Source organism: Neobacillus sedimentimangrovi (assembly GCF_010614825.1).
GTDB classification, from domain to species: domain Bacteria; phylum Bacillota; class Bacilli; order Bacillales; family Cytobacillaceae; genus Neobacillus; species Neobacillus thermocopriae.
The window spans coordinates 1-26,680 of record NZ_JAAFZF010000016.1 but is presented as its reverse complement, the minus strand read 5'-3'; the positions used below and the strand labels follow the sequence as shown (position 1 = coordinate 26,680).

General features: G+C 37.0%; 24 protein-coding genes. All 24 read left to right on the top strand.

What is annotated here, in order from left to right; translation table 11 throughout:
• Nucleotides 1–48 precede the first annotated feature (48 nt).
• A complete protein-coding gene (locus tag GZA11_RS07635) occupies nt 49–1,386 on the top strand; it encodes an acetyl-CoA carboxylase biotin carboxylase subunit (RefSeq protein ID WP_163183381.1) in 1,338 nt (445 codons plus the stop codon).
• Nucleotides 1,387–1,399: 13 nt separating this feature from the next.
• The gene (locus GZA11_RS07630; RefSeq protein WP_038540840.1) at nt 1,400–1,612 is read left to right on the top strand and encodes an acetyl-CoA carboxylase biotin carboxyl carrier protein subunit; all 213 of its coding nucleotides are present in this window, start codon (nt 1,400–1,402) and stop codon (nt 1,610–1,612) included.
• A 16-nt stretch (nt 1,613–1,628) separates the two neighbouring features.
• Nucleotides 1,629–3,170, top strand: a complete 1,542-nt coding sequence (locus tag GZA11_RS07625; RefSeq protein WP_038540844.1) for an acyl-CoA carboxylase subunit beta — start codon at nt 1,629–1,631, stop codon at nt 3,168–3,170.
• Nucleotides 3,171–3,279: 109 nt separating this feature from the next.
• The gene (locus GZA11_RS07620) at nt 3,280–4,185 is read left to right on the top strand and encodes a 2-dehydropantoate 2-reductase (RefSeq protein WP_163183380.1); all 906 of its coding nucleotides are present in this window, start codon (nt 3,280–3,282) and stop codon (nt 4,183–4,185) included.
• A complete protein-coding gene (locus GZA11_RS07615; protein ID WP_038540850.1) occupies nt 4,182–4,574 on the top strand; it encodes a DUF3397 domain-containing protein in 393 nt (130 codons plus the stop codon). The genes GZA11_RS07620 and GZA11_RS07615 overlap by 4 nt, the downstream gene beginning before the upstream one ends.
• Nucleotides 4,575–4,654: 80 nt before the next feature.
• Nucleotides 4,655–6,289, top strand: a complete 1,635-nt coding sequence (gene bshC, locus GZA11_RS07610) for a bacillithiol biosynthesis cysteine-adding enzyme BshC (RefSeq protein WP_038540853.1) — start codon at nt 4,655–4,657, stop codon at nt 6,287–6,289.
• Between the two features lie 526 nt (nt 6,290–6,815).
• On the top strand, nt 6,816–7,247 hold the full coding sequence (gene mraZ / locus GZA11_RS07605; RefSeq protein WP_163183379.1) for a division/cell wall cluster transcriptional repressor MraZ: 432 nt from the start codon (nt 6,816–6,818) through the stop codon (nt 7,245–7,247).
• A 70-nt stretch (nt 7,248–7,317) separates the two neighbouring features.
• Complete coding sequence (gene rsmH, locus GZA11_RS07600) at nt 7,318–8,250, top strand: 16S rRNA (cytosine(1402)-N(4))-methyltransferase RsmH (RefSeq protein ID WP_163183378.1); 933 nt, start codon at nt 7,318–7,320, stop codon at nt 8,248–8,250.
• A 23-nt stretch (nt 8,251–8,273) separates the two neighbouring features.
• The gene (gene ftsL, locus GZA11_RS07595; protein WP_038540861.1) at nt 8,274–8,636 is read left to right on the top strand and encodes a cell division protein FtsL; all 363 of its coding nucleotides are present in this window, start codon (nt 8,274–8,276) and stop codon (nt 8,634–8,636) included.
• Nucleotides 8,633–10,867 carry a penicillin-binding protein gene (locus tag GZA11_RS07590; RefSeq protein WP_163183377.1) on the top strand — a complete coding sequence of 745 codons (2,235 nt, stop codon included), beginning with the start codon at nt 8,633–8,635 and terminating at the stop codon, nt 10,865–10,867. Before ftsL ends, GZA11_RS07590 begins: the two co-directional genes overlap by 4 nt.
• Before the next feature lie 123 nt (nt 10,868–10,990).
• The gene (locus GZA11_RS07585; RefSeq protein ID WP_163183376.1) at nt 10,991–12,910 is read left to right on the top strand and encodes a stage V sporulation protein D; all 1,920 of its coding nucleotides are present in this window, start codon (nt 10,991–10,993) and stop codon (nt 12,908–12,910) included.
• A 184-nt stretch (nt 12,911–13,094) separates the two neighbouring features.
• Nucleotides 13,095–14,558: a UDP-N-acetylmuramoyl-L-alanyl-D-glutamate--2,6-diaminopimelate ligase gene (locus GZA11_RS07580; protein WP_163183398.1), complete on the top strand. Its 1,464-nt coding sequence runs from the start codon at nt 13,095–13,097 to the stop codon at nt 14,556–14,558.
• A 2-nt stretch (nt 14,559–14,560) separates the two neighbouring features.
• Nucleotides 14,561–15,010, top strand: coding sequence for a hypothetical protein (locus tag GZA11_RS07575; RefSeq protein ID WP_163183375.1), 450 nt, complete (start codon nt 14,561–14,563; stop codon nt 15,008–15,010).
• Between the two features lies 1 nt (nt 15,011).
• A complete protein-coding gene (gene mraY / locus GZA11_RS07570) occupies nt 15,012–15,986 on the top strand; it encodes a phospho-N-acetylmuramoyl-pentapeptide-transferase (RefSeq protein ID WP_163183374.1) in 975 nt (324 codons plus the stop codon).
• On the top strand, nt 15,987–17,339 hold the full coding sequence (gene murD / locus GZA11_RS07565; RefSeq protein ID WP_038540877.1) for a UDP-N-acetylmuramoyl-L-alanine--D-glutamate ligase: 1,353 nt from the start codon (nt 15,987–15,989) through the stop codon (nt 17,337–17,339). It begins immediately after the preceding gene.
• A 103-nt stretch (nt 17,340–17,442) separates the two neighbouring features.
• Nucleotides 17,443–18,543, top strand: coding sequence for a stage V sporulation protein E (gene spoVE / locus GZA11_RS07560; protein ID WP_038540880.1), 1,101 nt, complete (start codon nt 17,443–17,445; stop codon nt 18,541–18,543).
• 384 nt (nt 18,544–18,927) lie between these two features.
• On the top strand, nt 18,928–20,031 hold the full coding sequence (gene murG, locus GZA11_RS07555; protein WP_163183373.1) for an undecaprenyldiphospho-muramoylpentapeptide beta-N-acetylglucosaminyltransferase: 1,104 nt from the start codon (nt 18,928–18,930) through the stop codon (nt 20,029–20,031).
• Nucleotides 20,032–20,089: 58 nt separating this feature from the next.
• Entirely contained in the window at nt 20,090–20,998 is a 909-nt protein-coding gene (gene murB / locus GZA11_RS07550; RefSeq protein ID WP_038540886.1) for a UDP-N-acetylmuramate dehydrogenase, read from the top strand.
• A gap of 264 nt (nt 20,999–21,262) precedes the next feature.
• On the top strand, nt 21,263–22,054 hold the full coding sequence (locus tag GZA11_RS07545) for a cell division protein FtsQ/DivIB (RefSeq protein WP_163183372.1): 792 nt from the start codon (nt 21,263–21,265) through the stop codon (nt 22,052–22,054).
• Nucleotides 22,029–22,739 carry a DUF881 domain-containing protein gene (locus tag GZA11_RS07540; RefSeq protein WP_235924916.1) on the top strand — a complete coding sequence of 237 codons (711 nt, stop codon included), beginning with the start codon at nt 22,029–22,031 and terminating at the stop codon, nt 22,737–22,739. Before GZA11_RS07545 ends, GZA11_RS07540 begins: the two co-directional genes overlap by 26 nt.
• A 108-nt stretch (nt 22,740–22,847) precedes the next feature.
• Nucleotides 22,848–23,522, top strand: a complete 675-nt coding sequence (locus GZA11_RS07535) for a DUF881 domain-containing protein (protein WP_374717561.1) — start codon at nt 22,848–22,850, stop codon at nt 23,520–23,522.
• On the top strand, nt 23,522–23,884 hold the full coding sequence (locus tag GZA11_RS07530; RefSeq protein ID WP_038540898.1) for a small basic family protein: 363 nt from the start codon (nt 23,522–23,524) through the stop codon (nt 23,882–23,884). Before GZA11_RS07535 ends, GZA11_RS07530 begins: the two co-directional genes overlap by 1 nt.
• 124 nt (nt 23,885–24,008) lie before the next feature.
• Nucleotides 24,009–25,304: a cell division protein FtsA gene (gene ftsA / locus GZA11_RS07525; protein ID WP_038540900.1), complete on the top strand. Its 1,296-nt coding sequence runs from the start codon at nt 24,009–24,011 to the stop codon at nt 25,302–25,304.
• A 45-nt stretch (nt 25,305–25,349) separates the two neighbouring features.
• Nucleotides 25,350–26,498, top strand: a complete 1,149-nt coding sequence (ftsZ, locus tag GZA11_RS07520) for a cell division protein FtsZ (protein ID WP_038540903.1) — start codon at nt 25,350–25,352, stop codon at nt 26,496–26,498.
• The last annotated feature ends 182 nt before the right edge of the window (nt 26,499–26,680 follow it).

The following is a 26,680-nucleotide window of genomic DNA, read 5'->3' as shown; positions in this document are numbered from 1 at the left end:
GAAATATCTAAAATGGAGCAAACATTGGGGTATGAAAGGGGAAATTTGGTGAGAAGAATTTTAATTGCTAATCGTGGAGAAATTGCATTAAGGATTATTCGGACTTGCCGGGAAATGGGAATTGAAACAATTGCTGTTTACTCTGAAGCAGATAAAGATATGCCGTATGTCAAGGAAGCGACAAAGGCTGTTTGTATAGGGGAACCACCGGTTAATAAATCTTATTTACAGGCTGATAAAATTTTAGCTATTGCGAAATCTGAAAAAGTAGATGCGATCCATCCGGGATATGGTTTCTTATCCGAAAACGCAGCATTTGCCAGAAAAACAAAAAATGAAGGAATCCTTTTTATTGGACCTGATCCTAATACCATTGAATTAATGGGAGATAAAATTGCCTCCCGACAAACAATGGAAAAAGCTGGAGTACCAGTAGTACCAGGAAGTAGTTCAGGAATTAGAACCGTAGAGGAAGCAATAAACTTAGCAGAGAAAATTGGCTACCCCGTTATGCTAAAAGCTAGTGGAGGCGGCGGTGGTATAGGTATGATTCGTTGTGAAAATGAGCAAGCGCTCGTTAAGTCATTTGAATCAACCAAATCTCGGGCAAAGGCATATTTTGGTTCAGATGAGGTTTTTATTGAAAAATATATTGCTGATGCTCGACATATTGAGGTTCAAATATTTGGAGATAGTTATGGAAACATTGTCCATCTATTTGAACGGGACTGTTCAATTCAAAGACGACATCAAAAGGTAATAGAGGAATCTCCTTCACCATTTCTCTCTGCTTCTGTGAGAGAGAAAATGTATAACACCGCTATTAAAGCAGCGAAAGCTGTGAACTATTCCAATGCTGGTACCATTGAATTTATTGTGGATGAAAATGAAAATTTTTATTTCTTGGAAATGAACACTAGACTGCAGGTAGAACATCCTGTTACTGAGATGGTTACTGGTTTGGATTTAGTAAAATGGCAAATTCTTGTTGCAAGAGGTGAATCTCTCCCACTGTTACAGGGTGAAATTCAATCAACTGGACATTCAATTGAATTTCGCCTATATGCAGAAGACCCTGTCCGCTTTTTACCGTCACCGGGTAAAATCACAACATTAAATTGGAATCAATTTGATGGGGTTCGAATCGATTCAGGATATGAAGAAGGGGGAACAGTAACTCCTTTTTATGATCCAATGATCGCTAAATGTATTTTTTACGGAAGCACGAGAAAAGATGCCATTCGTTCAGCAGAAATGTTTTTCAAGAATATTCAAATCGAAGGAATTAAAACAAATGCACCTCTTTTCTCAACTATTCTTGAAAATGAAGATTTTAGAAATGGTAAATACACAACCAACTTTTTAACGAAACAATTAGTGAAATAAGGAGTGTACAAAAATGAAAGAAATTACAGCAAGTATGGCAGGAACAGTATTAAATATTTTTGCAAAAGAAGGCGATCAAATAAATCCGGGACAGGAAGTATTAATGCTTGAATCGATGAAAATGGAAATTCCAATTGAAAGCGGTATCGAAGGGGTAGTAAAAGAAGTAAAAGTCAACATCGGTGATTTTGTTAACGAAGGCGATGTTTTATTGGTTTTAGGATAAGCAAGGAGGAGCTATTATGGTAGCGTCATATACACTAAATAATCAATTAGACGAATACAGAAGAAAAATAGAAGCAGGAGGGCATCCAAAATATCACGAAAAGGCAAAGGAACAAAAGAAACTATTTGTCCGTGAAAGACTGGCATTATTATTTGATGAAGGAAAATTCGAAGAGGACGGTAAATTTGCCAACTTTTCTGCTGGTGATCTTCCAGCAGATGGAGTTGTTACTGGTATTGGTAAGATCAACGGTCAAACAGTTTGTGTAATGGCGAATGATTCAACGGTCAAAGCTGGTTCATGGGGTGCGCGGACTGTAGAAAAAATAATTCGAATTCAAGAAACCGCAGAGAAGTTAAAGGTACCATTACTCTATCTTGTCGATTCTGCAGGTGCAAGAATAACGGATCAGTTGGAAATGTTTCCAAACCGACGTGGAGCCGGCCGAATTTTTTACAACCAAGTAAAGCTTTCAGGAATGATTCCTCAAGTTTGTATTTTATTCGGTCCTTCAGCAGCAGGTGGTGCGTATATTCCGGCTTTTTGTGATATTGTCATTATGGTTGATCAAAATGCTTCCATGTATTTAGGATCACCACGTATGGCCGAAAAGGTAATTGGTGAAAAAGTAACACTGGAGGAAATGGGCGGGGCCCGAATGCATTGCACTGTGAGTGGCTGTGGCGATGTTCTTGTTTACAGTGAGGAGGAAGCCATTGAATCTGCCAAGAAATATCTCAGCTTTTTCCCATCCAGCTTTAAAGAACAGCCAAAAAAAATTCAAGGAGTGCCAGCTAAAGAAGGGCGTGATCTGGAAACGATCATACCGGAAAATCAAAATGCACCATTCGATATGTACGAATGCATTGATCGTCTCGTTGACCAGAATAGTTTTTATGAAATTAAGAAACTTTTTGCTCCTGAAATCATTACAGGGTTAGCAAGAATTGACGGTAGAGCTATAGGAATTATTGCTAATCAGCCAAAGATTAAGGGAGGAGTCCTTTTTGTTGACTCTGCCGATAAAGCGGCAAAGTTCATTCAATTATGCGATGCGTTTCATATCCCATTACTATTTCTTGCGGATGTTCCAGGTTTTATGATTGGAACGAAAGTGGAACGTGCAGGAATTATCCGTCACGGGGCTAAACTTATTGCGGCAATGAGCTCTGCAACTGTTCCGAAAATCTCTGTTATCGTGAGAAAAGCATATGGTGCAGGTCTTTATGCCATGGCTGGTCCTGCTTTTGAACCAGATTGTTGTATCGCTCTACCAACAGCTCAAATTGCCGTTATGGGTCCCGAAGCAGCCGTAAATGCTGTCTATTCAAATAAGATTAATGAAATCAAAGATCCGAAGGAAAAGATGGCATTTGTTCAGGCTAAGCATAAAGAATACAAGGAGCATATTGATATTTACAAGCTAGCTTCAGAGCTTATTGTAGATGAAATTGTTGCTCCATCAGAACTGAGAGATGTATTGATTCAACGCTTTAGTTACTATGAAACAAAAGAACTGCAATTTAGTGTCAGAAAACATCCTGTTTACCCTGTGTAAAATTGTTAATCCCTTGTCATTTGACTTGGGATTTTTTATATTTTCATATAAAAGTGTTAATAATCTGATAAAATACGGATAGAAATTCGTTTGTAAAGTAGGGTTTATAATGAAAATTGGAATAATTGGTGCTGGTTCAATAGGATTGTTATTTGCATCTTACCTCAGTAAAACTTTTGAGGTGAATCTATACACTAGAACTGTCGAACAAGCAGCTGAGATTAATCAATACGGAATTTTAATCAAAAAAGGATCAGAACAATCAATAGCCTTTGTAAATGCTTGTCCGGTTACAGAATGGGCGGGTTTAGATGATTTTACAATTATTGCTGTTAAACAGTATCAATTACAATCTATTATTGAACCTATAAGATTCCAAAGTATCTTTTGTGAAAATTTCTTGTTCCTACAAAATGGGATGGGGCATTTAAAATTGTTAGAAAATATTCAGGCTAAAAATTTATTTGTAGGAACGGTCGAACATGGTGCCTTAAAACAAGGTTCTAATGTCGTTTTTCATAATGGCGTAGGAATTACCAATGCAGCTGTTTTAAAGGGTAAAATAGAGCCTCTCCGTCATTTATCAGAGCTTACCCCTAAAGAATTTCCAATCTTTATTAAAAAGGATTATCGTGAAATGATGGTGAATAAATTAATTGTCAATGCAATTATTAATCCGTTAACCGCAATTCTTGGAGTGAAAAACGGTGCATTGATACAAAATCAGTATTATTATAAAGTGTTAGTTAATCTATTTCTTGAAATATGTAATATATTAGGTTTAGAAAATCAGGAGATGTATTTGGAGCAAGTTCTTAAAATTTGCAAAAATACTGCTAATAATCGCTCATCTATGCTCAAAGATATAGAAGCTGGTCGATTAACAGAAATCGAGGCCATTTTGGGGTATTTATTAGATGAGGCAGCTAAACAGAAAAAACATACTCCCCAAATTGAAACCTTATATTATTTGATTAAAGGGAAAGAACAGGATGAAAGGGGAGATCATTTGTGAGTACAATCCTAAATTTTTTATTAACGATTTTATTTATTATGCCATTTGTCGGTTTTTTTCTGGTTTTCTTTATGAGTAAAATTTGGACTAAAGATCACAAAAAGTCCTTTCATATTGCCATTGATTATACAACTATATTATTTATCATTTCTGTTTATTTTTTAATGAATACGATATGGGGAAAATCATTTATCTGGTTAATATTATTGGTTATGATTATGATTGCTATCGTTTTTGTCATTGTCCACTGGAGGATAAAAGAAGAAATAATATTAACAAAGGTAACAAAAGGAATTTGGCGTTTTAACTTTCTACTTTTTACAATTGCTTATATTACATTAACTCTCTATGGTCTGATTCTTCGTGTGCTAACATTTACGTTTTCATAGGCAGATATTTTTTTATATAGGCTAAGGAGTGGTATACTCTTATAAGAATGAAATCGGGTATTCAGAAAGGAAGTACGTGGATGGAGATTCTCAATCTCTCTTTGCCGGCTGTAAATCGGTTTGCTTCTCATTATTTGGAACAATCTGAAGTGGTCCGGCCTTTTTTTCACTATCTTTATAATGATTTAAATGAGGATAATAATCGATTGAAAGAGCTAAAAAATCGGAAGTTTCCTCGTAAAGATCTTGCAGATTACATTGAAAACTTTATGTCAGATCTTCCAACCTCAACAGCCGTCAAACGGTCAATTAATAAATTAAAGCAAGAGGATAGCGTTGTGGTGATCGGGGGACAGCAGGCTGGAATTTTGACGGGACCGCTTTATTCCATACATAAAATAATATCGATCATAAAATTGGCTGAACAAAAGGAGAAGCTACTTGGGGTACCCGTCGTTCCTGTTTTTTGGATTGCTGGAGAGGATCATGACTTTCAAGAAGTAAATCATGTTTTTGTCCAAAGTGAAGTAAATGCAGTTAAATGGACCTATCCAGAAAAAGTTCTTCAAAAAAAAATGGTTTCTAAAATCCAATTAAACAAAGATGTTTGTTTGGAGTGGGTGAAAAAATTAATTGAGAATTTTGGAGAAACGGAACATACTAATAACTTAATTGCATTTGCGGAAGAGCAAATTAACCGGTCCATGACTTTTGTTGATTTTTTTGCAAAAATTATAATGGAACTTTTTAAAGATTTTGGTTTGTTAGTTGTGGATTCTGGTGATAGCCATTTCCGGAAGTTGCAAACCGAATTTTTGAAAAAACAAATTAATCAGCACGAAGCCATAACGTTTTCTCTATTGGAGCAGCAAAAACAAATATTAGATAAAGGGTTTCCGGTTACAATTGAATCCAATGAAAATGCTGCAAATTTGTTTTATTATGATACGATGCGAAATGAACGTATCTTATTAGAGTACAATCGAGATACTCATCAATTTGTGGGGAAAAATGGGAGAGTTTCTTTTTCAAAAGAGGAATTGGTGGAGATTGCCTTAAACAATCCGGAGAAATTAAGTAATAATGTGGTAACTCGACCCTTAATGCAAGAATGGTTGTTCCCTACCTTGGCCTTTATTGCTGGTCCGGGAGAAATTTCTTATTGGGCAGAATTAAAGCTTGTTTTTGAACATTTTGGAATCAAAATGCCCCCCATTGTCCCACGTTTAAATATCACTATTTTGGAACGTGGAATTGAGTCGGATATGAGGGAGCTTAATTTAAATCTTTCTGACGTTCTTCAAAATGGAACTGAAAAAGCAATAGAACAGTTTTTAGATGCTATTAAAGACAAGGAAATGGATGATTTATTTACAACTACGATCGATCAGGTGATTAAACAATACCGTTTACTTGAGACAAAAACGTTTGAATTGGATCGGGGACTCATTCCCCTTTTAAAGAAAAATGAATCAAATGTATTGAAAGAATTACATTTTCTACAAATGAAAATGAACGAATCCGTTAAACGTAAACATGATGATCAATTAAAAAAATATGCCCGTGTTAATCTCGCACTTCGTCCGGATGGATATCCACAGGAACGAATATGGAATATATTTTATTACCTAAATCAATATGGAATGGATTTTGTAAAGGATTTAATGCTCCTTTCCTTTGATTTTGACGGAAGTCACAAAGTAGTAAAAATATAAAATTTTTAAAAGTTAAGTAATGCCCTTCGGAAGTTTGAGTAAAAATTAAACTTTCGGAGGGCATTTTTTAGTTCCTATTTTCGTAATAGAAAGTGGTCTAGCGTAATTATGAGCGGTGATGAGACTTATGACCAGTCCAACAAATTTCTTTTGGCTCATCAAGTTTCCTTTATTTAGGGTGAAAAGCAACACAATGTAATGCTTCACAACTATACATGTCACAATCAAAAGAATTAGCTTTTGGGAATAGGTTATACTCCGCTGACCAGGGAGCATCCTATTATCGTGTGCGGATAAGGGGTTTGAGTCGACTTGCATAGGTTCTGATAGTAATTTGTTTTAACTACTATTCTAATTATCATTTGGACAAGTGTTTAATAGTTCTGTTCATACTTTTTTAATAGGGGGAGAAATTTTTTAAGAAAAAAGGAGGATTTTTTGCCGTTATGACCGAATAGTTTATTAAAATGGTGGTGGAAAGTGGGGGAATGTGGTACAGTTTTTATAGAAAGTGGGGGTAGAGGGTATGTTCATGGGGGAATACCATCATAACATTGATTCAAAAGGCCGTTTGATTGTGCCCTCTAAATTTCGTGATGAACTTGGTGAGATGTTCATTCTTACTAGGGGATTGGATCAATGTTTATTTGGTTACCCGTTGTCAGAGTGGAAGCTGATTGAAGAAAAGCTTAAAGGTTTACCTCTGACAAAGAAAGATGCCCGTGCCTTTACAAGATTCTTCTTTTCTGGAGCAACAGAAAGTGAGCTGGATAAGCAAGGAAGAATCAATATCCCGACACCACTTTTGCAATATGCGAAATTAGAAAAAGAGTGTGTGATTTTAGGTGTTTCCAATCGAATTGAAATTTGGAGCAAACAGATTTGGGAAGATTATTTTGCAGAATCTGAAGAATCTTTTGCGGAAATTGCAGAAAATATGATTGGCTTTGATATATAATGGATAAGTTATATTAATATATTTTCTGTATGATGAATAATTTCGATTGATTGGAAAAGGTGGTACTTACATGTTTAAACATACAACTGTGTTATTAGAAGAAGCTGTAGAAGGTCTTAATATTAAGCCAAACGGTATTTATGTGGATTGTACCCTTGGTGGAGCAGGACATAGCTCCAGAATATTATCAAAGCTTGGGGACAAGGGAAAGTTATTTGCATTTGACCAGGATGAGACAGCAATAGCTAATGCAAGAGAAAAGCTATCAGAATATGGTGAGCAATTAGTAATTATTAAAAGTAATTTCTTATTTTTGAAGGAAGAGCTAGAAAAACGCGGCATTGAAAAAGTAGATGGTGTTTTATATGATCTTGGAGTTTCATCTCCACAATTAGATACGCCTGAAAGAGGTTTCAGCTATCATCACGATGCCCCATTAGATATGAGAATGGATAAAGATGCGCAAATTTCTGCATATGATGTCATTAACCATTGGAAATATGAAGAACTAGTTCGTATCTTTTTTCAATATGGGGAAGAAAAATTCTCTAAACAGATTGCTAGGAAAATTGAATCGGCAAGAGCTGTTAAGCCGATTGAAACAACTGGGGAATTGGTTGATTTGATTAAAGAAGCTATCCCTGCGCCTGCAAGAAGAAAGGGAGGACATCCAGCGAAGAGAATTTTTCAAGCTGTTAGAATTGCAGTAAATGATGAATTAGCCGTTTTTGAAAAATCATTAAATCAAGCCATTGATATGTTGAACCCCGGCGGCAGAATATGTGTTATTACCTTTCATTCATTAGAAGATAGGATTTGTAAATCAACTTTCAAAAAAGCAGCTGAAACACCAAACTTGCCTCCTGGGCTACCAATCCTACCAGATGAGTACAAGCCCACTTTAAAAATAATAACTCGTAAACCGATTCTTCCATCGGAAGAAGAAGTGGAACATAACAATCGTGCAAGGTCGGCAAAACTGCGAATTGCCGAAAAAATATAAAATAAAAGGCCGGAGGGGAGAAGATGAGTAATCTTGCCAGGAACTACATACAGCAACAGCATCATGCTGAAAAAACAGTTCAAACGAGGAAACAAATAAAAATAAAAAAATCCTGGCTTACTCCAGGGGAGAAAATAATTGGAATTGCATTTGCTGGATTAGTTTGTTTTGGGTCTGTACATCTCATTTCAAATCAAGCAAAAATTTATGAAATGAATAAACAAATTCAAAAAGTTGAAGCAACTGTAAAGGAACAACAAAAGGTTAATGGAGACTTAAAAGTTCAAGTAAGTGAATTAAGTACGTACGAACGGATTTATCAAAAGGCTAAAGAACTTGGTCTCGTTATCCATGAAAATAACGTCAAGGTAGTGCAGGAACAATGAACAAAAAACAACCAAATATGAATGTAGGAGCAGCGATATTGTTTGTAATATTCGGCCTGCTCTTTTTTGTCTTAGTAGTCCGGTACTTTTCGATTCAAATAACTGGTGAAGTAGCAGGACAGCAACTTGCAGCAAAAGCCCAGCAAAAATATAGCCGGGAAGGAATTCTTCCTTCTACTAGAGGAATTATTTTTGATCGAAATGGGGAGGTAGTTGCAGAGGATACTACATCCTATACATTGATCGCAATATTGGATAAGAAAATGACTACAGACCCAAAGAAACCGAAACATGTGGTAAATCCTGAAAAAACAGCAAAGGAACTTTCCAAAATAATAAAAATGGATGAATCGGAAATTTATGAGATACTGACGAAAGGGATAAAAAAAGGAAGATTTCAAGTTGAGTTCGGAAAAGCAGGAAAAGATATCTCCCATGAAACAAAGAATAAAATTGAGGATTTAAAACTTCCTGGCATTACTTTTATTCGAGATTCAAAGCGGTTTTATCCAAATGGAATTTTTGCATCACACGTGGTCGGCTATGTAGATCGAAATCAGGAAACGAATAAAGAAGTTGGAAAAATGGGGGTTGAAAAATCCCTGAATAAAGAATTAACAGGTGAAAATGGAAAAATTACTTACGAGAGTGATCTATGGGGATATATTCTTCCAAATGGAAAAGAAAAAGTAACACCAGCAAAAAATGGTAATGATGTATATTTAACGATAGACAAAAAGATTCAAACGTTCCTTGAAGATGCAATGGAAAAAGTGGCAAAGGATTATAAACCAAAAAAAATTATTGGGATTGTAGCTGACGCAAAAACAGGGGAAATATTAGCAATGGGTCAAAGGCCTTCTTTTCATCCGAAAACCAGAGAGGGAATCACGAAAGGTTGGCATAATGAAGCAATTGAAACCTCATTTGAACCTGGTTCGACAATGAAAATTTTCACGCTTGCTGCAGCCGTCGAGGAAAAAGTGTTTAATCCTGATGAATACTACGAATCCGGTTCTTATCGGGTAACGGAAAAAGATAAGGCTATCCATGACCATAATGGTTCAGGCTGGGGAAGTATTACCTATCTTGAGGGGGTTCAAAGATCCTCTAATGTTGCGTTTGCTAAAATCGCTAATGAAAAATTAGGATTTGACAAATTACGAGAATATTTAACGAAATTTGGGTTTGATAAACCTACAGGTATTGACTTACCTAATGAGGCTACCGGGAAAATCCAGTATCATTATCCAATTGAAAAAATCACAACAGCTTATGGCCAAGGGACTGCCATTACGCCTATCCAACAGATTCAAGCAGCAACTGCTATTGCCAATAATGGAAAGATGATGAAGCCACAAATCGTGAAAAAAATAGTTAATCATGATACGGGAGAAACGATTAAAGAAATGGAACCAGAAGTAGTTTCAACTCCCATTTCTGCTGATACTGCAGAGAAAGTTCGTGATTATCTTGAAACAGTGGTGACTTCACCGAAAGGAACAGGCACTCGTTACCAAATTGAAGGCTATAGTGTAGCTGGAAAAACAGGAACAGCCAATATCCCTGGTCCGGATGGAAAGTATTTGAGAGGGGCTAACAACTATATTTTTTCTTTTTTGGGTATGGCTCCAAAAGAGAATCCAAGATTAATAGTTTATGTAGCAGTTCAGCAGCCTCAATTGGAGGGAGCTGACACCGGAATTGGTGCTATCCCTGTTTCGGCAGTGTTTAATCCGGTGATGCAAAATAGTCTTCATTATTTAAATATAAAACCGTCAACGGTTGATAAAGCTAATGTTTATGAATTACCAAATATAGTTGGAAAACAGGTAGAGAAAACAGTAAAGAGCTTAAAAGATAAGGATATCGAAGTTGTTGTTCTTGGCAAGGGAGAGAAAGTAATTGGTCAACAGCCAGAGCCTGGAACAGCCATTCTTGAAGGTGAAAAGGTAGTAATCCAAACAAATGGTGAATTGACCGCACCTGACATGAGTGGCTGGTCACTAAGAGACGTTATGAAGGTTGCGAATTTGACCGGCATGAAACTCCATTCAAAAGGAAAAGGATACGTGGTTCAGCAAAATGTGAAACCAGAAAGCCAAATTCGTAAGGGTGATTATCTGATCGTTGAATTAAAAACTCCTGAAGAACAATGGCAAGAAGAATTAAATTCCAATGACGAACAAGAAAGTGAAGAGGAAAATACAAAAGAAAAAGTGCAAGATTAACCTAACTGAGGCTGTCTTTATGCGGCCTCTTTTTCACGACCAAAAACCGGACGGCCTTCCGTTCTAATCGGTATTGTACATGCATATAAATGAACGATACTGTAAAGGAGGCTCAATGTTATTATGCGCGTTTCAAATGTAACAGTCCGAAAAAGATTATTAATTGCACTTTTCGTTGGAATTGCGATTTTCTTAATTATTGATGTTCGGCTCGGGTATGTACAGTTCTATCTAGGAGATATGTTGACCGCGCGTGCAAAGGATTCGTGGAGCCGAAATATTCCCTTTGAACCCGAACGGGGAGAAATTGTTGATCGAAATGGAGTTCCGCTGGCAACAAATATTAGTGCCCCCACTGTCTATGTGATACCTAGGCAAATAAAAGATCCTGCTGCAACAGCAGAAAAGCTTGCTAGTGTTCTCAATTATTCTAAGGAAAAGGCTTATCGAGATATTACAAAGAAAGAAAATATAGTCCGAATAAAAGAAGGAAGAAAAATTTCCCATGAAAAAGCTAAGGAAATCAGGTCACTCGGACTTGATGGAGTATATATTGGTGAAGATTCTAAGAGACATTACCCTTATGGCAGTTATTTGTCCCACGTGCTTGGTTTTGTCGGAGTGGACAACCAAGGACTAATGGGGTTAGAAAAATATTATGATAAAGAGTTAAACGGTGAACGAGGCTCAGTCAAATTTTATGCAAATGCCAAAGGGGAAAGAATGAATGATATGGCGGACGATTATGAGAAGCCGGTTAAGGGTCTAGATTTGAAGCTTACGATTGATTCGAAAATCCAGACCATTGTTGAAAGAGAATTAGATATCGCTGAAGCACAATATAATCCTGACGGTATCATTGCCATTGCTATGAACCCTAATAATGGCGAAATATTAGCGATGTCAAGTCGGCCATCATTTGATCCTGCTAATTTCAGAAATGTTCCTCAAGAGGTATATAACCGGAATTTGCCTGTATGGATGACTTATGAACCTGGTTCTACGTTTAAAATTATTACTTTGGCGGCTGCATTAGAGGAAGGGAAAGTTAATCTTGAAAAGGAGCATTTTCATGATCATGGTTCTGTGGAAGTAGCCGGAGCAAGATTGAAATGTTGGAAAAGGGGAGGACATGGAAGCCAGACATTTTTAGAAGTAGTTCAAAACTCTTGTAACCCGGGTTTTGTAGAACTTGGACAAAGATTAGGAAAGGAAAAGCTTTTTAAATATATAAAGGATTTTGGATTTGGGGAAAAAACAGGTATCGATTTACAAGGAGAAGGTACCGGGATATTATTTAATTTAAATCGTGTAGGTCCTGTGGAATTGGCCACTACGGCATTCGGACAAGGTGTTTCGGTTACACCGATTCAACAGGTTGCTGCAGTTTCAGCAGCTATTAATGGTGGTATTTTATACAAGCCTTTTATCGCAAAAGAATTAATTGATCCAGTTACGAAAGAGGTTGTAATGAGAAATACCCCGGTTGAAAAAAGAAGGGTCATTTCCGAGGAAACATCTAAGGAAATTCGACATGCACTTGAAAGCGTAGTTGCCCAAGGTACAGGAACTAAAGCTTTCGTTGATTCATACCGCGTCGGAGGAAAAACCGGAACAGCTCAAAAAGCTAAAGGTGGAAAATATTTGGAGAATAACTTCATCGTTTCATTTATTGGTTTTGCCCCAGCTGATGACCCGCAAATCGTCGTTTATGTTGCTGTTGACAATCCAAAGGGAGTTAGGGCATTTGGGGGTACCATTAGTGCACCGATTGTTGGTAACATCATGAAGGATGGTTTGAGTGCATTAGGAGTTGAGCCAAGAAAGGAACAGATTGAGAAAGAAATAAAATGGCCAGACACTCCGCCAATTGTCCTTCCTAATTTTGTAGGGATGACAAAACAAGAACTTCAAGAACAGTTAATTAACCTCCAAATTGATGCAAGTGGTGATGGTGATGTCGTTGTAAGTCAATCACCTGAACCAGGTACAAAAGTAAAGGAAGGCTCAAAAATACGACTTTATTTTGATAAGGGAGAATAAAGTAGGGGGAAGCTTATCATATCATATTGCCTCAAGTTATTATTCTCCTCACTTTTACCTATTATTTAAAACAAAATAGAAAAAATAATAAATTTCATGTAAAATAAGGTGAAACTGTCATTGGTAGCCCAAAGGTAATGCTTTTGAGAGTAGATGCAAGGTAATGAGAGGAATTGAGATTAATATGAGGTTGAAAGAACTACTAGAGAATTTACATCTACTAACACCATATCAAGGTGAAGATCTTGAAATTACATCAATTGAAAATGATAATCGGAAAGTACAAAAAGGAAGCTTATTTATCTGTATTAAAGGATATACGGTAGACGGACATGATTTTGCAGCATCGGCTGTAAGAAATGGAGCAGCGGCTGTTTTGGCAGAACGGCCGCTTCCTCTTGAAGTGCCAGTCATTATCGTAAAAGATACGAAAAGAGCGATGGCGGTTCTGGCTGATGCATTTTATGGACAACCGACAAAGAAATTAAAATTAATAGGGATTACGGGTACAAATGGGAAAACAACAACCAGTCACATGATTGAAAAAATTTTTGCAGATCGCGGTTGTAAAACAGGACTAATTGGAACGATGTATACAAAGATTGCAGATAAGACATTTGAATCGAAAAATACAACACCCGAAAGCCTTACTCTGCAGAAAACCTTTCATCAGATGGTGGGAGAAGGTGTGGAGACTGCGGTAATGGAGGTATCTTCCCATGCATTAGATTTAGGGAGAGTACATGGTTGTGATTTTGATGTTGCCGTGTTCACCAATCTCACACAAGATCATTTAGATTATCATAAAACGATGGAAGAATATAAACGTGCGAAAAGTTTATTATTTGCTCAACTAGGCAATACTTTCCATCACCAAAATCCAAAATTTGCTGTATTAAATGCGGATGATCCGGCATCAGAAATGTTTCGAAGTGCAACGGCTGCACATGTTGTAACATATGGGATTGATACAGAGGCAGATATCCAAGCACAAAATATCCAAATGACATCCACCGGAACAAAATTTGAAATTGTAATTGGGGAGAACCGATACCCAATACATATTCAATTAATTGGAAAATTTAGTGTTTATAATGTGCTGGCAAGCTTCACAGCTGCACTTGTTTCCGGAATACCAATCAGACAAATTATTCATTCGCTTGAAAGTCTTAAAGGTGTGGCAGGAAGGTTTGAACTTGTTCAAGCAGGGCAGGATTTTACAGTTATCGTAGACTATGCCCATACTCCAGACAGCCTTGAAAATGTATTGAAAACTATCCGGCATTTTGCCAAGAGAAAGATTTTTGTAGTCGTTGGTTGTGGTGGAGACAGAGATCGAACCAAGCGTCCGCTTATGGCAGAAATAGCATGTCGATATGCAACACATCCAATTTTCACATCAGATAATCCTAGAAGTGAGGATCCAATTGCCATATTAAAAGATATGGAGGCGGGGGTAGCTGGAAATTCTTCTTACAAGATTATTCCTGACCGAAAGGAAGCTATTGTGTATGCTGTGAACCAGGCATCTTCCGGTGATGTAATATTAATTGCCGGTAAAGGGCATGAGACTTATCAACAGATCGGAAATGAAGTCTATGAATTTGATGACCGAATTGTTGCACGCGAAGCCATTAAGGAGAGATAGGAATGCTGTTGGCATACAATGATTTAGCTAATATCGTTTCAAAGAAACAAGGGGTACAGGGGGATTTTTTCTTTAAAACAGTTACAGACATGGCAAATGTGTACCAGCCAAAAGGATTATTTATTCCAATTAACGAGGAATCTGGTGAATTGGCTGAAGCTATTACTCATGGGGCAATTGCTACCATATGGGACTCGGAAAGAAAGTTGCCTTCCTATACCCCGAATCATTTTCCTGTATTCTTTACAAATAACTTAGCAGATACAATAGCTAGACTTTTGCAATGTTATATCGAAAAATTAAATGGAGAAACAAATAAGCAGATGGAAATAACAAACTTTAACTTTTCAAATAAAAAACTTCTTAATAAAAATAATGAAACATATGATATTGCTGTAATGTTAAATAAGATAAAAGAATTACAACAAAACAATACTAAGAGGAGGGGATAAAATGTTGGAGCAGGTTATCTTTTTCACAATCATTATGGCATTTCTAATATCTGTATTGCTTTCTCCCGTTTTTATTCCCTTCTTAAGAAGGTTGAAATTTGGACAAAGCATTCGTGAAGAGGGACCGAAATCCCATCAAAAAAAATCGGGAACACCGACAATGGGCGGAATTATGATTTTATTCTCTATTATTATTACAACTGTAGTAATGACGGGGAAATTTTCCGAGCCTACGGTTAAAACGTATTTGCTACTATTAGTTACGGTTGGATTTGGACTACTAGGATTTTTGGATGACTTTATCAAAGTAGTCATGAAACGAAATCTTGGTTTAACTTCGAAACAAAAGCTTTTGGGACAGATTATCATTTCGGTAATCTTTTATTTAGTTTATAAGCAAAATGGATTTACTACCGAAATAAGCATTCCAATTACGGATACTACGATTGATTTAGGCTGGCTATTTGTCTTTTTCATTATCTTCTGGCTCGTCGGATTTTCTAATGCAGTAAATCTTACAGATGGACTGGACGGTTTGGTATCTGGCACCGCAGCCATTGCATTCGGTGCATTTGCCGTCCTGGCTTGGAACCAATCGCAAATGGAAATTGCGATTTTTTCCGTTGCAATTGTTGGTGCAGTTCTTGGATTCTTAGTGTTTAATGCCCACCCAGCTAAAGTTTTTATGGGAGATACCGGTTCATTGGCATTGGGAGGTGCCATTGCAGCAATATCCATTCTTACAAAGTTGGAAATTTTGTTACTGATAATTGGTGGAGTGTTTGTTATTGAAACATTATCAGTTATACTTCAGGTTGCATCATTCAAAACGACGGGAAAAAGGATTTTTAAAATGAGTCCATTACATCACCATTACGAATTGAGTGGCTGGTCCGAATGGAGAGTGGTCGTTACCTTCTGGAGTGTAGGATTATTATTTGCGATTCTTGGAATCTATATCGAGGTGTGGATGTAATTGAAACAGATTAATTCGTATGTTCATAAAAAGATACTTGTACTAGGGTTAGCGAAAAGCGGGGTTACGGCAGCCTCTTTATTACATAAGTTAGGAGCATTCGTCACCGTCAATGATAAAAAGCCATTTTCTGAGAATCCGGAAGCTCAGGGACTGCTAGAGCAAGGGATAAAAGTAATTTGCGGTGAGCATCCAGTTGAACTTCTTGATGAAGGTTTTGAACTCATTGTAAAAAATCCAGGTATTCCTTATAGCAATCCAATGATTCAAGGTGCTATTGAAAGGGGAATTCCTGTCATAACAGAGGTGGAGTTGGCTTACGAAATTTCAGAAGCTCCATTTATCGGCATTACAGGAACAAATGGGAAAACTACGACAACGACTCTTGTTTTTGAAATGTTAAAGCAAGGAAATAAAAATCCATTAATAGCTGGAAATATCGGGACAGTTGCCTCCGGTGTAGCACAGGAAGCAACAAATGATAATTGGATTGTCATTGAATTATCCTCCTTTCAATTAATGGGGATTAACACTTTTAATCCAAAGATTGCAATTATCACAAATATTTATGATGCCCATTTAGATTATCATGGTACTAAAAAAGAATATATAGAAGCCAAGGCAAACATCACTAAAAATCAAACGGATCGTGAATATTTGATTTATAATGCAGATCAGGTTGAAACAAGAGAAATTGCCCGAAGATCCAAAGCTATTACTATCCCTTTTTCTACAACAAATGAATTAGAAAAAGGTGCCTACATAAAAAATGGATGGATTTACTTTAATGAAGAACAGATAATAGAGATTGAGAAAATAGCATTACCTGGCCGCCACAACCTAGAAAATATCCTTTCAGCCATGGCTGCAGCAAAACTTTCTGGTGTAGAAAATGAGGCGATACAGGAAGTACTTCAAACATTTAGTGGTGTCAGACACCGTCTACAATATGTAGCCGAAGTAAACGGAAGGAAATTTTATAATGACTCGAAAGCCACTAATACTTTAGCAACGATAAATGCACTTCAAGCTTTTAACAGACCTGTTATTTTACTAGCAGGTGGTTTAGATCGTGGAAATGATTTTGATGAGCTTATACCATATTTAAAAAATGTAAAGGCGTTAGTTACTTTTGGCCAAACCGCTAATAAATTAAAATCTGTAGGGGAACAAGCAGGAATAAAAATGATTAGGCATGTCGATAATGTTGACATGGCTGTACCTGTTGCATATAGTTTCTCTGAACCAGGAGATGTTATTTTGTTATCTCCTGCATGCGCAAGCTGGGATCAATATAAATCTTTTGAAGTCAGAGGAGACATTTTTATCGATGCGGTGCATAAGCTTAATTAGGGGCTTGTACATGAAAAGCGGAAGCACCCAAACAGGGGAGCAGAAGCCGGCGATTTAACTAATTTCACCTTAGCCCCAAAACTCGTAGTTGAGGTGTATAGTGGTGCCGACAAAGAGAACGACTCCTGATTTTATTCTAATGATTGTAACATTCACACTGCTGGCTGTAGGATTAATCATGGTGTATAGTGCAAGTGCAATTTGGGCTGAATATAAATTTTCGGATTCATTTTTCTTCGCCAAAAGACAGACTCTGTTTGCAGGAGTCGGTATAGTAGCTATGTTTTTTATTATGAATATTAACTATTGGACCTGGCGTAGATGGTCAAAAGTCCTTTTAATTGTTTGTTTTGTGTTGTTAATTTTGGTGTTAATACCTGGCATTGGAAATGTCAGAAACGGTTCACGGAGCTGGATTGGAGTAGGAGCTTTTTCTATTCAGCCTTCTGAATTTATGAAACTTGCAATGATTGCTTTCTTGGCGAAGTTTCTCTCAGAACGACAAAAACTGATTACATCCTTTACAAAGGGACTTGTTCCATCTTTAGGTCTTGCCTTTTTGGCATTTGCAATGATTATGTTGCAGCCTGACCTCGGTACGGGTACGGTTATGATGGGAACTTGTGTTGTTATGATTTTCATTGCTGGTGCACGAGTAAGTCATTTTGTATTTTTAGGATTATTGGGTGTAGCCGGGTTTATTGGACTAATTGCTTCTGCTCCATATCGAATCAAACGTATCACATCGTTTTTGGATCCTTGGTCAGATCCGCTAGGAAGTGGCTTTCAAATTATTCAATCATTATATGCGATTGGACCTGGCGGTTTATTTGGCCTAGGACTCGGTGAAAGCAGACAAAAGTTTTTCTATTTACCTGAACCACAAACTGATTTTATTTTTGCAATTCTCTCTGAAGAGCTTGGATTTATTGGTGGCTCATTTATCATTCTATTGTTTGCATTGTTGCTATGGCGGGGAATTCGCATTGCCTTAGGGGCACCTGATTTATTTGGCAGTTTTCTAGCAGTAGGAATCATCGCCATGGTAGCGATCCAGGTTATGATTAATATCGGAGTAGTAACAGGGCTTATGCCTGTTACGGGAATTACCCTTCCATTCCTAAGTTACGGTGGATCCTCTTTAACATTAATGTTAATGGCGATTGGTGTTCTCCTCAACATTAGTCGTTATTCCAGATATTGATGTAAGCCCTGTTATCTAACAGGGTCTTTTTGTAAGATAAGAAAGTTTACATGACTTTAAAAAGAGTCTATCGTAAGCGCCCTAACGGCGAGATGCCTTAAGATAAGTCAACATTGAATCGCCTTCTATTCTTCCATTTTCTTATATGAAAAGTTCCTTAAGGAAGGTTGAGGCAGCAATTGTATTTCACGACCAAAAGTGATCGTTTTTGGGAGAAGGCCTTAAGTCGCTGAGTATGGTGCTTGCGATTTTTTGATAGAGGAGAAGTAAAACACTCGTCTTCAACTAAAATGATTACAATTACATAACATTCTTTTATCATTAGCTTTCTTCATAACATTTTTGTAGTAGAATGTGTGTAGCAACTTTAATGAGGTGAAAAGAATGAGGATCGTTGTTAGCGGCGGAGGGACAGGCGGGCATATTTATCCGGCACTTGCACTGATACGAGAAATATATAAGAAAAATAAAAATGCCTCTTTTTTATACATAGGAACAAAAAATGGTTTAGAGAGTAATATTGTCCCACGTGAAAATATTTCGTTTCAATCCATTCATATTACAGGATTTAAAAGAAAATTTTCTTTAGATAATTTTAAAACGATCTTTCGCTTCATCAAAGGTGTAAGGGATAGCAAAAGAATTCTAAAAGACTTCAAACCTGATATTGTCATCGGAACGGGAGGTTATGTTTGCGGTCCTGTTGTTTATGCTGCTTCAAAACTAGGAATTCCCACCATTATTCATGAACAAAACAGTATACCAGGACTTACCAATAAATTCTTAAGCCGTTATGTGAATAAGATTGCCATTTGTTTTCCAGAGGCGAAAGAGTATTTTCCGAAAGAAAAAGTAGTTTTTACAGGGAATCCAAGAGCCTCAGAGGTAGCAGATAAAGATGGTATAAAAGGAAGGCTTTCGGTGGGACTGAGTACAGTTATGCCCGCCGTTTTAATCTTTGGAGGCAGCCGTGGTGCAAGACCAATCAATGAAGCAGTCGTTAAATCACTTTCTGAGTTGGCAGGGAAACCATACCAAGTCCTGTACATTACAGGAGATATACATTATGAAGATGTCAAAAAAGAAGCAGAACTAATCGGCAGTCTTAAAAATGTAATTATAAAGCCATTTATTCATAATATGCCCGAGGTTCTTGCTGGGATTGATTTAGTTGTTTCCAGAGCAGGAGCTACTACACTAGCGGAAATTACTTCCTTAGGGATACCAAGTATATTAATTCCTAGTCCTTATGTAACTAATAATCATCAAGAAAAAAATGCAAGATCACTTAGTGAACATGGAGCTGCTCATGTTTTATTTGAAAAAGATTTGACTAGTATTAGTTTAATCTCCAATATTGATCGAATTCTATTAAACAAAGAAACATTAAAAGACATGAAAGAAAAATCGTTAAAAATTGGTGTTCCTGACGCAGCTGAACGTTTTTATAAATTGGTCTGCGAACTAATACGGGAAAATCAAAGGTAGCCCAAATGAATATTTCGCATAAACTAAATTATGTATGTTTGAAAGTTAGGTGGAGTATATGAAAGAATTATTAACAAATCTGCAAGAATTAAACATTGGAAAAATTAAAGAAAATGAATTGCTTGCCCATCATACCACAATCAAAATTGGCGGGCCGGCCGATATATTTATCGAGCCATCATCCATTGAAAATTTAATAAAACTAATGGATTTTATAAATAAACATAAGCTCAAATGGCGGGCAATCGGCAGAGGCTCCAATTTATTAGTATCCGATAAAGGGATCGAAGGAATTGTTATTAAGCTAGGAAAAGGGCTTGATCATCTTGAGATAAATGGATCAGAAATTAGAGTAGGTGGCGGGCATTCGCTTGTAAGCTTATCTACATTAATAAGTAAAAAGGGTCTTTCTGGTCTTGAATTTGCCAGCGGAATACCAGGATCAGTGGGTGGCGCTGTTTATATGAATGCCGGAGCACATGGTTCTGATATCAGTAAAATTTTGAAAAAGGCTCATATTCTTTTTGAGGATGGGACAATGGAGTGGTTATCAAATGAAGAAATGGAATTTTCTTATCGAACATCCATCCTTCAGAACAAACGGCCGGGTATTGTTGTTGAAGCCATCTTCCAATTAACTGAGGGAGATAGAACAACAATTGTAAATCAAATGCAAAAAAATAAGGACTATCGTAAAGAAACGCAGCCTTGGAATTATCCGTGTGCCGGAAGTATTTTTAGAAACCCATTGCCAAATTATGCAGGTAAATTAATTGAAAATGCTGGTCTAAAGGGTTTTAGTATTGGAGGAGCAAAAATTTCAGAAATGCACGGGAATTTTATTGTTAACGCAGGTAATGCTACTGCAGAAGATGTATTAGCTCTAATCCAGCATGTGAAAGATACTATCTACAATTTGTACCAGATTAAAATGGAAACCGAGGTCGAAATAATCGGGAGAAAATAAAAATAAGCGGTTCACTGTGCATGGAACGAGAGAAAGAATAATTCTGTAATACTTTACCTTGAATTTCTAGTAATAAATGTCTTACGAATGACAAATATTGTGTTATAATTTTTTTAACTTAAACTTGGAAAGTCTCAAGAAGGAGAATGACGGCATGATTTTTCGTGCCGTTGTTTCTCTTTTCATGGTCGAGAGAATAAATATCTTGGACAAATTATAGATTGGTATATTTTGCACCACTTTACTTAGGTGGAGGAATTTGTAATGGATAAAGGGAAAATTGTAGCACTAGAGGACCGTATTCCTAAGTTAAAGGAGCAAAGAAGGAAGAAAGCAAATAAACGGCTTATCATCCTATTATCCTTATTTTTTACCATGATTGCTGCAGTAGCATATACTCAATCTCCGTTAAGCCATATTAAAACCATTACAGTAAAAGGGAATGTTGTCTATTCGACTGATGAAATCATTAAAGCAAGTGGGCTTTCAATTGGGTCGAATATATGGGATGTGAGAAAAGAGAAAATTAAATCAAAGCTTAAGAAATTATCTGAGATCGAAAATGCTAATGTAAAGATCAAATGGCCAAACACAGTGGCCATCGAAGTAAAAGAGCATCGAAGAATTGCTTATTTAAAGAGGGAAAATCAATACATTCCTGTGATGGAGAATGGAAAAATTTTATCGAATAAAAAAACGGGAATAATTCCTAGTACTTCCCCGATTTTATTTCAATTTAAAGAGGGAAAGGTTCTCGATGAAATGATAAAAGGATTAGATCCCCTTCCTACCGAAATCCTTAACTCCATCTCTGAAATTCATTATACTCCGAAAAAAACCGATAAATATCATATATCCCTATACATGAATGATGGTTTTGAGGTGAGTGCTACGTTAAGAACTTTTTCTGAAAAAATGATTCACTATCCTTCTATTGTCAGCCAATTAGATCCTAATAAAAAAGGCATCATTGATTTGGAAGTAGGCTCATTTTTTAAGGCTTTTGAAACGGAAGTGGAGGATCAAGAAGTTGAAAATAATAAAGGTGAAGAGTAGCCACGTTATTTTATCACTTGTTTGCCTAGTTCTTGGGTTTATTATTTCTTTTTCCTTCCATATAACTCAGTTGAAAATGAATAATGAAAAACCAAACCTTTCTGATAATCAATATGAAAAAACTCTTTCTTTACGTAATCAGTTAATTGCTCAAGAAGAAATTAACCTAAAACTCCAAAAAGAATTAAAGAAAAAACAAGAAATGGTTCAAGAAAATGAAAGAGAACTTGCGAAACAAGCCCAAATCTATTCAAATATTGCTGAGGATACAGAAAAATTGCGGATGTTTTTAGGAAAGGTAAAGGTAAAGGGAAAAGGGATAAAAATCACACTTTCTGACGGTGCCTATGATCCGAATGAGGAAAATATTAATAATTATCTTGTTCACGAACATCATGTATTTAAAGTCATCAATGAGTTGTACATATCTGGAGCAGCCGCAGTTGCGATAAATGGGCAGAGATTAACAAGTCATTCCTACATTGTATGTGATGGGCCAGTGATAACAGTTGATGGAGTTCAGCACCCTGCGCCATTTGTGATAACTGCTATTGGGGATCAAGAAGTACTGGCATCAGCTATTAATCTAACAGGTGGGGTGAAGGATCAGTTGGTAAACGATAATATCATTTTCACAATGGAAAAGGAAAATGATATTATACTAAACCCTGTTTTGGGAAGCTAATGACTAGTTTAATGTCCACATTTTGATGAATGGATAAGGTTAGGTGATAAAGTGGACAGGCTAAAATCAAGACTAAGTTTTACTTTGATTGCAGTGATCTTAGGGTTTATGCTGGCAATTCAATTTCAAACCGTAAAAAAGCCTGAAGAAAGAGACACAAGAGATATTTGGCAGCTGCGAGAAGCATTATTAAAAGAAAAAGAGATACAAGCCAACTTAATTGCGGAAATCCGTTCAAATGAAGAAAAATTAGCTGCTTATGAATCTAGTCGTGAGCAAAGTAAAGAAAAGACTTTAAGAGATACCCTTCAGGAATTGAAGATTGAAGCGGGGCTGACCGAAATTTCAGGAGCAGGAATAACGCTAGTCATTGAACCAGTTTTGGAGGACCCCGGGATTGGAAGTGTAACAAAACATACAGTGCCGTCAGAATTGCTGAGACGTTTATTGAATGAATTAAACATGTATCAAGCAAAGTATGTATCCATTGATGGACAACGAATCATTAATACAACAGTAATAAGGGAGATACAATCTGAAACGAAAATTGATGGGCACTCTATCAAAAGTCTCCCTATTGAAGTAAAAGTTGTTGTTAATGATATGGAAGGGGCAGAAAAGTTATATAATAATATGCAAGTTTCTAAATCAAGGGATGAGTTCTTTATTGAGGGTTTTAGATTAAATGTTTCAACACCATCCCCTTCTATTACTGTGCCTGCCTATGAAAATCCAATAAGAATTCGGTACATGGAGCCGGTGAAAGAAGGGGGAGGTTCATAGTGTGGCTACCAATATTAGGACTCATTGTTGGTATAATTATAGGACTATTGACAGAAATTCGAATTCCTGCCGAATATTCTAATTATTTGTCAATTGCTGTACTAGCAGCCCTCGATACATTATTCGGGGGAATTAGGGCAAATTTGCAAAATATTTATGATGAAAAAGTATTTGTTTCTGGATTCTTTTTTAATATAATTCTAGCTGCAAGTTTAGCTTTTCTCGGTGTACATATTGGTGTAGACTTGTACTTAGCGGCAGTTTTTGCATTTGGTGTAAGGTTGTTTCAAAATATTGCTGTAATACGGCGAATATTATTGACAAAATGGGCATCAAACAAAGAAAAATTAGAAAAAAGTTGAAAATTTTTAAAGGGAATCATTTAGTTATGACGAATAATTTTATAAGATATTACTAGGGATATTTTAATTGAACAAAAATCAATTGTTGTTCGACATATAGGAAAACTAAAGGAGGTGCCAAAGAATGAACAGCAATGAAATATATGTTAGCCTTGACATCGGTACATCCAGTGTAAAAGTAATCATTGGTGAAATGGTCAATGACTCGGGAAAAGGCACATTAAATATAATTGGAGTAGGTAATGTAAAATCTGAAGGCTTACGTAAAGGGTCGATTGTCGACATGGACGACACCGTTCATTCTATTAAAAGGGCGATTGAACAGGCAGAGAGAATGGTAGGGATGGAGATACGTGAAGTAGTAGTTGGAATCCCTGGCCATAATATTATGCTTCAGCCATGCCATGGAATTGTGGCAGTATCTGGTCACAATCGGGAGATAACAAATGAAGATGTGACCCGAGTGATTGAGGCCGCTTATGCGGGTTCGATTCCGCCGGAACGAGTAAATATGGGTGTGATCCAAAAACAATTTATTTTGGATGGTAAAGATGAAATCAATGATCCTCGTGGTATGATTGGTGTCCGTTTAGAAATGGATGGCACACTTGTAACAGGATCAAATACAGTGTTGGCCAATATTATTCGTTGTGTAGAACGCGCCGGATTAAATTTCTCCGATATTATTCTTCAGCCATTGGCAGCTGGAGATTATGCTCTCTCAAAGGATGAAAAGAATTTAGGAGTTGCATTAGTTGATATCGGTGGAGGATCTACAACTGTTGCAGTATTTGAAGAGGGATATTTAAAGGCAACGAGTGTAATCCCTGTTGGCGGCGATCTTATTACGAACGACTTATCGAAAGTCCTGCATACTTCCACTGAGGATGCTGAACATATTAAATTGAAATATGGACATGCTTTCTATGATCATGCTTCTGAGGATGAGTATTTCAGTGTTCCGATTATTGGAAGCGACCAGCATCAACAATTCAATCAGTTATATGTATCAGAAATAATAGAAGCTAGAATGGAAGAAATATTTGAATTAATAGCGAAGGAATTAAAACGTTTAGGCGTGATTGACCTCCCAGGCGGCTTCGTTCTGACAGGTGGAACTGCCAACATGCAAGGTGTTTTGGAGCTTGCACAGGATTTATTTAAAAACCCCGTACGTATTGCCCGTCCGGATTATATTGGTGTAAGAGAACCTCAATATACAACAGCGGTTGGCTTGATTAAATATGCATATAAGAATGCTAGATTACCAGGTGGTATTCCAAAATCCCAATCAGCTGTTTCTGAACCAATCGAAAAGAAAGTTCCAAAACAACAGCAGCAAAAAACAAAAGTAGAAAAGAATCCAGAAGAAAAAATGTCATCAAAGGTAAAAAAATTCCTTGGATACTTTTTCGAATAAGCGGCAGGGCCGAATAGGAATATCGACGAATTAGGAGGATTTTTCATGTTAGAATTTGATACAAATTTAGATTCTCTTGCAACCATTAAAGTAATCGGGGTTGGCGGAGGCGGCAATAACGCAGTAAACCGAATGATCGAGCATGGGGTTCAAGGTGTTGAATTTATCGCTGTAAATACAGATGCACAAGCATTAAACCTTTCAAAAGCTGAAGTCAAAATGCAAATTGGAGCTAAGCTTACCAGAGGGTTAGGAGCGGGTGCGAATCCAGAAGTAGGTAAGAAAGCAGCGGAAGAAAGCAAGGAACAAATAGAGGAAGCCTTACGCGGGGCGGACATGGTATTTGTAACAGCCGGAATGGGCGGTGGTACAGGTACCGGAGCTGCACCAGTCATTGCACAAATTGCACGGGATTTGGGTGCCTTAACTGTTGGTGTGGTGACACGTCCATTTACGTTTGAGGGAAAAAAACGTTCCACTCAAGCTTCCGGTGGAATCAGTGCAATGAAAGAAGCTGTTGATACACTAATCGTAATTCCTAATGATCGACTTCTTGAAATTGTAGACAAGAGTACTCCTATGCTTGAGGCGTTCCGTGAAGCGGATAATGTGCTGCGTCAAGGTGTTCAGGGTATTTCAGACTTAATTGCCACCCCAGGTTTAATTAACCTAGACTTTGCTGACGTAAAAACGATTATGTCAAATAAGGGATCAGCATTAATGGGGATTGGTGTTGCATCTGGTGAAAATCGTGCTGCTGAAGCGGCAAAGAAAGCTATTAATTCACCACTATTAGAAACTTCTATTGATGGTGCTCAAGGGGTTCTAATGAATATTACTGGCGGATCCAACTTGAGTCTATATGAGGTACAGGAAGCTGCCGATATTGTGGCAACTGCAACCGATCAGGAAGTAAATATGATTTTTGGTTCTGTTATCAATGAAAATCTAAAAGATGAGATTATCGTAACAGTTATTGCTACAGGCTTTAATGAGGATGTCATTCAGCCGAAAACGACTCGCCCTACATTTGGTCAAATTAAATCTCCAATTGGAAATGTCAAGAGGGAAGTGAAGCGGGAAGAGACTCCTCAAGTACAACAAGAACCGGTTCGAAACAATACCAGCACCACTTTCCAAGAGGATACATTAGATATCCCTACGTTCCTACGTAACCGAAATAGAAGACGATAAAACAATATAAAAGCGATTTACATAAAACATGGTCAAAATAGACCATGTTTTTTTAGGTTCTCCGTCAAATGTTGGGGTGGTAAAGAAATCAGGCCACCCCTATCCTATATGTAGACCCATTCCTTTATACTGATGTCTCAATAAGATTCTTGCTCGAAATCTCTTGAAGTTTTTATATCCAT